General features: G+C 71.6%; 7 protein-coding genes. 1 reads left to right on the top strand and 6 read right to left on the bottom strand.

Going from position 1 to position 8,666, the window contains the following annotated elements:
• Nucleotides 1-215: 215 nt before the first annotated feature.
• From ACWD6R_RS24185 to ACWD6R_RS24165, 5 genes are all read right to left on the bottom strand, one after another.
• Nucleotides 216-887, bottom strand: coding sequence for a response regulator (locus ACWD6R_RS24185; protein WP_451820605.1), 672 nt, complete (start codon nt 885-887; stop codon nt 216-218).
• Nucleotides 884-2,206, bottom strand: a complete 1,323-nt coding sequence (locus ACWD6R_RS24180; RefSeq protein WP_451820604.1) for a sensor histidine kinase — start codon at nt 2,204-2,206, stop codon at nt 884-886. The genes ACWD6R_RS24185 and ACWD6R_RS24180 overlap by 4 nt, the downstream gene beginning before the upstream one ends.
• Nucleotides 2,207-2,392: 186 nt before the next feature.
• Nucleotides 2,393-3,559: an acyltransferase family protein gene (locus ACWD6R_RS24175; RefSeq protein ID WP_451820603.1), complete on the bottom strand. Its 1,167-nt coding sequence runs from the start codon at nt 3,557-3,559 to the stop codon at nt 2,393-2,395.
• Entirely contained in the window at nt 3,552-4,553 is a 1,002-nt protein-coding gene (locus ACWD6R_RS24170; protein ID WP_451820602.1) for an alpha/beta hydrolase, read from the bottom strand. The genes ACWD6R_RS24175 and ACWD6R_RS24170 overlap by 8 nt, the downstream gene beginning before the upstream one ends.
• 229 nt (nt 4,554-4,782) lie before the next feature.
• Nucleotides 4,783-5,997, bottom strand: coding sequence for a thiamine pyrophosphate-binding protein (locus ACWD6R_RS24165; protein WP_451820601.1), 1,215 nt, complete (start codon nt 5,995-5,997; stop codon nt 4,783-4,785).
• 313 nt (nt 5,998-6,310) lie between these two features.
• Here ACWD6R_RS24165 and ACWD6R_RS24160 point away from each other — a divergent pair, with 313 nt between their 5' ends.
• Nucleotides 6,311-7,024, top strand: a complete 714-nt coding sequence (locus ACWD6R_RS24160) for a hypothetical protein (RefSeq protein WP_451820607.1) — start codon at nt 6,311-6,313, stop codon at nt 7,022-7,024.
• A 211-nt stretch (nt 7,025-7,235) separates the two neighbouring features.
• Here ACWD6R_RS24160 and ACWD6R_RS24155 read toward each other — a convergent pair whose 3' ends face one another.
• Nucleotides 7,236-8,351: a PP2C family protein-serine/threonine phosphatase gene (locus ACWD6R_RS24155; RefSeq protein ID WP_451820600.1), complete on the bottom strand. Its 1,116-nt coding sequence runs from the start codon at nt 8,349-8,351 to the stop codon at nt 7,236-7,238.
• Nucleotides 8,352-8,666: the final 315 nt, after the last annotated feature.

Below are 8,666 nucleotides of genomic sequence, written 5' to 3'. Positions count from 1 at the left end.
GGGAGACCCCATCCGAGGGCCTTCCGGCGCCTTGGAATCGTACGCACCAGACCGCGTCCGCTTTCCGATCGAAGGTCACCCGACAGGCTCTCAGCCTGCAGAACTCCGCCCGGCGGCGCGAACGAAACGGTCGCGCCGGCCTCCCGCCGTCGGGCGGTCACCACCCCGGGGCGGGGGTACGGACGGTCGCGTGCTCCCGCCCTTTCGCAGGTACGTCAGTAGCCGGTCGGGCGCACCAGGCCCGTCTCGTAGGCGAAGACCGCCGCCTGCGTCCGGTCGCGCAGCCCCAGCTTGGCCAGTATCCGGCTCACATGGGTCTTCGCGGTCTGCTCCGCCACCACCAGCAACTGGGCTATCTCCGCGTTCGACAGACCCTGCGCGATCAGGGACAGCACCTCTGTCTCGCGTTCCGTCAGATGACCGACGCGGTCCTTCAGCGGCGCCCGGGGGGCGGCGGTCATCCGGGAGAACTCGGCGATCAGCCGCTTGGTGATGTTCGGGGCGAGCAGCGCGTCACCGGACGCCACCACCCTTACCGCATGGGCCAGTTCCTCGACCGATGCATCCTTGAGGAGAAAGCCGGATGCGCCCGCGCGCAGCGCCTCGTACACGTACTCGTCGAGATCAAAGGTGGTCAGGATGAGCACCTTGACCCGGGCGCCGGGCGGTGACGTGATGCGGCGGGTCGCCTCGATACCGCCGAGCACGGGCATCCTGACGTCCATCAGCACGACGTCCGGGGTGAGTTCGGCGACCTTGGCGACGGCGTCGAGGCCGTCCACCGCCTGACCGACGACCTCGATGCCGGGTTCGGCGTTGAGCAGCACCGTAAAGCCCTGACGAACCATCATCTGGTCGTCGGCGATGAGTACGCGAATGGTCGTCACGGGGTGTCCTCGGCAGATTCGGTGGCCAGGGCAAAGGCGCTCACCGGCAGGATAGCCGTGACCTCGTAGCCGCCGTCCGGGGTCGCCCCGGTCGCGAGTTCGCCGCCCAGCATGGCGGTGCGTTCGCGCATCCCCAGCAGCCCGTGCCCCATGGACTGCGAGGGTGCGGCCGGCCCGTCGGGCGCGGTGTTGGTGATCCGGACGGTCAGCCCGGTCGTCCCGTAGGCCGCCTCCACCCGCACCTGTGCGCCGGGGGCATGCCTCATCGCGTTGCTGAGCGCCTCCTGGACGATCCGGAAGGCCGACAACTCGACACCGGGCGGCAGCGCGCGCGGCGCACCGGTGGTGGCGGTGGTGACCGTGAGCCCGGCGCCGCGCACATTGGCGACCAGTTCGTCGAGCCGGTCGAGGGTGGGCTGCGGGGTGTGCCTCACCCCTTGCGACAGGGCGTCCTCGGAGCGGAGTACGCCGAGCACATGGCGCAGTTCGGCGAGCGCCTCGACGGCATTCTGCCGGATGCCCGCGAGGTTCTCCCGGAGCTCGTCGGACGGGTTCTCGACCAGGTGCGGGGCGACCTGCGCCTGGATGGAGATCACCGACATGTGGTGGGCGACCACGTCGTGCAGTTCGCGGGCGATGCGGTTGCGCTCCTCCAGGAGGGTGCGCCGGGCCCGCTCCCCGGCGGTGAGCTCCTCCTGGACGACGAGCTGGGTGCGGGCCACCCGCAGGCCGCGCAGCGCGGCGCCGAGCACCACGGCGGCGATCAGGACCGGAGTGGCGCGGTCGATGTCGTAGTTGTGCGACGTGGTGGTGAAGAGGGTGCAGGCCAGTCCGGCGAGGAGAGTGATCACCAGCGCCCCGGCCGCGCGGCGGGGCGGGACCCGCAGCGCCAGCAGGAAGAGCACCCCGCACTGGAGCGCGAGCCCGGAAACGCTCCATGGGAACAACTGGTCCCCGCTCATATCGGGCTCGTTGAGCCGCACGGTGACGACCATGAGGACGGTCGACGCCCACCAGGCCGACACCGGGCGGAACATCGCGGCGACGAGCGCCGCGCCCTGGGCGATGCCCAGCCGCACCGCGTACTTGGGTATGGCGCCGCCGTCGACCGGACTCAGCTCGTTCACATGGAGCACGGTGACGACGGTCGCGCAGATGACCAGCAGCATCCCGAACACCGGCCGCCAGATGGGCCATCCGGGCTGACCCATGCCCGGCAGCGGGTCGGCGGGCGTCGTCAGATCCTTGAGCAGGACGCGCGGCGCCCTCCGCAGGGCGGCCTTCAACCGCTCCTTGTCCCCCACCGATTCCCACGTCATCCCGACCACCCTATGGGTTGTCCCGTCATCCCCGGCAGGCGCCCGACGACAGTTGCGGCACCTTGCCGCGTTGCCGGAACGCCCGGATGCGCCCAGTACGAGGACGCTCCTCCGGCGCCTTGCGATGCACCGCGTCCGATGCCGCGCGGCCGCCCTCGGACGACGACGGCAGTGTGACGACAGGAGCTAGGCACGGCGCATCACCGACGTCCTGGTGGGACGGTTCTCGCGGACGATCCGCCCCTTCCCGCGTCGCGGCCGCCCCTCCTCGTACTTACGGAACGCCGCCCAGCAGACCAGCAGCGCCACGGCGAACGCCGGCAGCCACGCCAGACGGGCGAGCACCCAGCCCGAATCCCTGGGCACGGTGTGCAGTCCGGGCAGTGCCTCGCCCGCGAGCAGACCGATGGCGGTGACCGCCATCATCGCGGTCTGGTGCCAGAGGAAGACCGTCATCGCGGAGAGGTTGACCAGTGCCACCGCCGCCAACGCCGCGGGGCGGCGCAGGACCCGCCGCAGCGGGCCGAGCAGCAGCCGGGCCGCGCCGCACTGGGCAAGACCGAAGGCGACGGCCGCGAGGGTGGGCGGGTCGAGGTTGGAGATCCTGCTGCCCGGCACCCCGACCATGGACGCGGGGTAGCCGGCCCACAGAACGAGTCCGACGGTGGCCGCGGCGCCGACCAGCAGCAGCGCCCATCCGGTGGCCCGGCTCTGCAGGCCACCGCGGGCCCAGGTCGCGCCCAGGCAGTACGGGACCAGCCAGCCGGCCGCCACATTGATCCATCCGAGCCAGGCGGGCCCGCCCAGTCCGAACCGGATCAGGTCGACATGGAGCACGACGGCGAGCGGCCAGAGCGGATGGAGCCTGGAGACCAGCGGGGTCACCACGGTCAGCGCCGCGAAAACGAGCAGGAACCAGAGCGGCGACAGCACCAGCTTGAGCAGCGCGTGCACGGTCTCCGTGCCCACCCCGGAGGCGAGCAGCGTGCCCGCTATCACGGTCCACACCACCAGCACGGCGGCGACCGGCCGGAACAGCCGGAGCGTCCGGGCGCCGAGCCACTGCCCGTACGTGGTGCCGCGGGCGCGGGCCGAGGCGTAACTCTTCGCGGCCATCTGTCCGCCGACGAGGAAGAATACCGCGAGGGTCTGGAACAGCCAGGAGACCGGGATCAGTTCGGGCATGTGCTGGAGGGGGCTGGCGGCGCGCACCGTGCCGGTGTCGGCGATCAGCGCGGTGACCAGCCAGTGGCCGAGCACCACGCCCAGGATGGCGAGGGCGCGCAGGGCGTCCACGGCCCGGTCGCGGTCGGGCGGGGTGGCGGCGTCGATCCGCCGGACGAGTTCACGCATGGCGGCCCTCCTCGGCAGGGGTCCGGCCGGAGACGATCCGGGCGAGGTTCTTCAGGGACAAGGAGCCGGGCTTCAGGTAGTCGCTGTGGCCGCCGTCGCCCGCCGCGAAGTGCCGGGCACCGAACCCGGGCGAGACCGGGTCGGTCCCGAACCCGAGGGTGACGAAGGGAAGTCGGAGCTGTTCGTGCGGTACGTCGGCGATCCAGTCGCTGCCGCCCCGGCCGGCCCAGACGGTGGCCGGGGTGTGCAGCGCGGCGACGCTTCGCGCGCCGGTGCCGGGGCTGCCGTACAGGACGATGCCCGCGGCCTCCAGCCCGGACGCGGCCTTGGCGCAGACGACGGATCCGTAGGAGTGGCAGAGCAGCGTGATCCGGGCGGACGGTTTGGATGTCTTCAACTCGTCCAGGAATGCGCGTAGTTCGGGGGCGGCATGCTCGGCCAGGCCGGACGTCACCGCTTCCGGGCTCACCGTGGCCGGCGTTGCGTACCCGAGCCAGCCGATGACCGCCGAGCCGTCGCCGAGCTCCCGCCGGAGCGCGACACCACCGGCCCTCAGCCGCCAGTACTTGTCGAGACCGATGCCCGCGCCCGGGACCAGCACGGCGATCCGGCGTGCCGTGGACAGATCACCGAAGACCTCGACGCCGCGTCCGCCGTCGCGGCCGTCGAAGGAGAGGAAGTGGCGTGCCGGGTCGGCCAGTTCGCGCAGCGCGGCAGCCCGCTTGCGGTCTCCGTGGCCGGTGGCCATCCGTTCGGCCGCCCGGATGGAACCGCGGTTGACGGCGTACCGCTCGGCCAGGGCGGCGGGGGTCGCGCGCAGTGGGGCGAGAGCGGCGGGGGCGGGCGCCGGGACGGCGGAGGGGCGGGCCGCACCCGAGACGGGCACGGTGACCGCGGCGATGACGAGAGCGGCGAGGAGGGTACGGGCGCCGCGCGGGCGGCTCGTGAAGAGCCGGCGCGTGCGCGGGCGGCTCCTGGGCTGGCGGGGCGCCATAAGGGGATGGTCCTTCCGTACCGGATGTCCGTCGTGCTTCCGGTACAGAAGCTAGGGAGCGGACCGTGTCGTCGGCGTCCACCCGTGGAGGGCACCTTCCGCGTAGCTCTGAAGTACTACGGGTAGGGGCGTCGGCCGTGTTCGGCCTGGCCGGGACGGGCAGGTGGGGGCGGATCACCGGGTTCCGGTGATCCGCCCCCACCTGGGAGACGTACCGAGGAGTGGTGCGTCAGCTCGCGACGAACGGGCGGATCGCCGTCGGGGCGTGGCCCGGCTCGGTGGCAATGCCCTCCCACTTGTTGACGGCGTCGATCCCGGCGCCGCTCATCGAGATGTTGGTGATGCGCTCCAGGATCGCCTCGACGACCACCGGGACGCGGAATTCGGCGGCCAGCTTCTTGGCCTCCTCGAACGCGGGCAGCAGCTGGTCCGGCTCGGTGACCCGGATCGCCTTGCAGCCCAGCCCTTCGACGACCTTGACGTGGTCGACGCCGTAGACGCCCAGTGCCGGGGAGTTGATGTTCTCGAACTCCAGGTTGACCTGGAAGTTGATGTCCAGGTTGCGCTGTGCCTGGCGGATCAGCCCCAGGTAGGAGTTGTTCACCAGGACATGGACGTACGGGCGGTTGTGCTGCGCGCCGAAGTTCGCGTTGCCGTAGCGGTGCGAGGTCTGGAGGCCGACCATCCCGGCGTTGAGCTCGTGGTCGTCGGCGAGGATGCCCCAGCCCATCAGCGTCGGGATGACCGGGGTGCCGGTCAGCTCGGCGAACTCGACGGGGAGTTCGGAGGCGTCGGCGTTGATGATGCCGCCACCGGCGACGATCACCGGGCGCTCGGCGGCGAGCAGGAACCCGATCGCCTTCTCGATCTGGGCACGGGACGCGGCCGGCTTGTAGACGGGCAGCGGCTGGTACGTCTCCGGGTCGAACTCGATCTCGGTCAGCTGGATGTCGACGGGCAGGTCGATGAGGACCGGACCCGGGCGGCCCGAGCGCATCAGGTGGAAGGCCTGCTGGAAGACGCCGGGCACCTGCGCGGCCTCCAGGTCGGTCGTCGCGGCCTTGGTCACCGGCTTGGCGATCGACGCGATGTCGACGGCCTGGAAGTCCTCCTTGTGGAGCTTGGCCACCGGCGCCTGGCCGGTGATGCAGAGAATCGGGATGGAGTCGGCGATCGCCGAGTAGAGCCCGGTGATCATGTCCGTGCCGGCGGGTCCCGACGTACCGATGCAGACGCCGATGTTGCCGGCCCCGCTCCGGGTGCAGCCCTCGGCCATGTGGGACGCGCCCTCGACATGGCGGGCCAGGGTGTGGTCGATGCCGCCGCCGGCCTTGAGCTCCGCGTAGAAGGGATTGATCGCCGCTCCCGGCACGCCGAACGCGTGGGTGACGCCTTCCAGCTTGAGGCTCTCAACTGCCGCTCGGACAGCGGTCGTTCGAGGCATTTGAGTACTCCTGCTCGGACCTGGTGGAGTCGGGCTCCGTCGCGCCACCTGAGAGCGCCAATTCTGTATTACGGAAGTTTATTTCTGCTATACGGAAGCAATCTAAGCGGCGGCCCGTCGGCCGTCAAAAGAGGGCGCCGGGCCGCTGCCACGCGGCGCCGGAAGAGCCGCGAATCCTCCAAGTCACTCCCCCGCGCCCCACTCGTGGTGGAGCATGGGGGCACGGGGCGCGGTCGGACGGTGACGGCCACGGAGCGCCGACGCGCCCGAAGACAGGCACCGGGGGCGGCAGCGGTGCCGGAGGGAGGCCATGGTGGAGTCCGTGCCGGTACGCTGCCCGGCCTGCCGCCGCGAGCACGCGTACCTCGCACCGGTCTACCCGTGCCCGTGCGGGTCCCCCACCGCTGCCCCGATGCTGCGCGGCACCGCGCCCGAGCCGATCACGCACCGCACCTGGAACGACGACTGGGTGACCGTGCGCTGCCGCGCCTGCGGGCGCCACGACCAGTGGCCGCAGCCGGAGCTGTGCTGCCCGTGCGGGACGGTGCTGCGGATCCCGGTCGGACCGGTCACGGCGGCCGGCGCCGACCCGGCGGACGGGTTCCGGCCGTCCCACATCCCGCTGCCGCGTACGGCGTCCGCGCCCCGCCCGTCGTTCCGGCCGATGACGATCCGCACCGGCCGCGACGCGGTCACCACCGCCGCGATATATCTGCGGTGGCTGGGCTACCGCGACGTCGTCATGCCGGCGGAGCGGCCCTCGTCCCGGATCGGTCTGCGCGCCGCAGGACTGATCGCCCAGGTCGACTCGACCACCCGGCCGAGCACCCTGCGCGACGTCGAATGTCTCTGGCTGAACGCCCTCAACGCATCGGTGACCAGTGTCTTCTTCTCGCTGGCGGGGTATGCGCAGGACGCCAGGGCGCGCGCCGACGGGCTCGGTATCCCGCTCTTCGTGATGGACCTCACCGGGACCCCGCAGCCGGTGAACAGCCCGGCGGACGAGCTGCTCTCCACGGGGGCCTGAGGGTGTCCGCAGAGTATCGCCGTCCGGCCGAAGGACGGGACCCGCGGCGACCGGTGCGGTGCATCGCAAGGCGCCGGAGCGCCCTGCCGGCGGAGCGGTTCGGGCGCGGTCCGGTCCGGCGCGGACCGGGGTCCGCTGACCGGTCCCGGGGCGCCATGCGGCGGGGCAATCAAGGCAGCTGAACCACGCTGCTGCGGACACGGCGGCCGGGTCAAAGCTGCACGACGACCAGGGCGGTGTCGTCGGTGACGCCGCAGAGCGGGAGCAGGTCGGCCAGCAGGGCGTCCGCGAGGGTTTCGGGGTCGGTTGTCCGGTGGCCGGCCAGGGAGCGGGCGAGCCGCGCGAGACCGGTGTCGATGTCTTCGCGGCGGCGCTCGATCAGGCCGTCGGTGTACAGCACGAGGACGGACCCCTCGGTGAAGGGCACGGTGGCCTGGGGCCGGGGAGCGGGTTCGGGGCGGGCGCCGAGCGGGGGGTCGGTGGCCCGGTCCAGGAACTCGACGGTTCCGTCCCCGTGCAGGAGGGCCGGAGGAGGGTGGCCCGCGCTGCTGTAGGTGATGGTGTGGGTGTTCCAGTCGATGAACGTGTTGGCCACAGTGGTGTTCTCGGCGCCGTCGACCGAGCGGGCGTACAGCCCGAGGACTTCCAGGGCACGGGCGGGGCCGTCGGTGACGCGGAAGGAGGCGCTGAGCGCGCTGCGCAGTTGCCCCATCACCTGGGCCGCAGGCAGGCCGTGGCCGACGACGTCGCCGACGGCGACCGCGATGCGGTCGCCGGGCAGTTCGACCAGGTCGTACCAGTCACCGCACACGTCCAGCGCGTCGACGGCGGGCCGGTAGCGTGCGGCCGCCGGGTGGCGCCCGACCGGGCGGAGAGCGGGCAGCATCGCCTCCTGCAGGCTCAGCGCCACCACGCGGGCGCGGATGAGTTCGGTGACCTCCTCCACGCGGTGCATCAGCAGCGTCACCCGCCCGTCCGAACCGAGGACGGGAATGTTGATCATGGTCCAGTAGCGCTCGCCCAGCACCCCGGGCCGGTCGGGATCCTTCATGTCGTAGCGCTGCAGCTCCATGGTGTCGCGCTCACCGGTTTCCGTCGCCCGACGTAGTGACGCCTCGATGTTGCGCACCACGGCCGCGCCGGGGTCGTTCGGTCTGTGGGCAAAATCGTCGCGCATGCAGCGTCCGATGACTTCGCTGCGGGTGCGGCCCATCACGCGCAAGAACTCTTCGTTGACGTCCGCGTAGACCAGCTGCGGGGTCAGCAGCGCCACCGCACCGGGAAGGGCCTGGAACACCGCTGCGTAATCGATCTCCGGTTCCGTCACGTCTGCCCCGCCTCGACGCCGCCGCTGGTGTGTCTTTTCACGATAGGCACGGCAAGCCGAGGCAGCGGGCCTCCTCTTCCCGTGGAGCTGGGCAGGTCACACGGTTGGCCCCCGGCAACCGCCGGCGAGGACCGGGAGAGCCGGATAGGCAGCCTGGCAGGCACGTCACAGAGGAGCAGCCGGTACGCAGTCGTCCCCGGAGCCCCGCTGACCGCCCAACGGATCGATCCGTGCGACCAGCGGCGTGCCAGATCTTCGCGCTGTCCGTCGTCCGCTGCCCACGACCGAATGTGGCTGGGTCCCCGAAGGAGAACC

The sequence above is a fragment of the Streptomyces sp. NPDC005151 genome, assembly GCF_053599875.1.
The sequence above is the reverse complement of the archived record's forward strand: the minus strand, read 5'-3'. Positions and strand labels throughout refer to the sequence as shown.

Excerpts from the sequence above, each read along its gene's own strand:
- ACWD6R_RS24165 (WP_451820601.1), bottom strand. The coding sequence starts at position 5,997 with ATGCCTCGAACGACCGCTGTCCGAGCGGCAGTTGAGAGCCTCAAGCTG.
- ACWD6R_RS24170 (WP_451820602.1), bottom strand. The coding sequence starts at position 4,553 with ATGGCGCCCCGCCAGCCCAGGAGCCGCCCGCGCACGCGCCGGCTCTTC.
- ACWD6R_RS24175 (WP_451820603.1), bottom strand. The coding sequence starts at position 3,559 with ATGCGTGAACTCGTCCGGCGGATCGACGCCGCCACCCCGCCCGACCGC.
- ACWD6R_RS24180 (WP_451820604.1), bottom strand. The coding sequence starts at position 2,206 with ATGACGTGGGAATCGGTGGGGGACAAGGAGCGGTTGAAGGCCGCCCTG.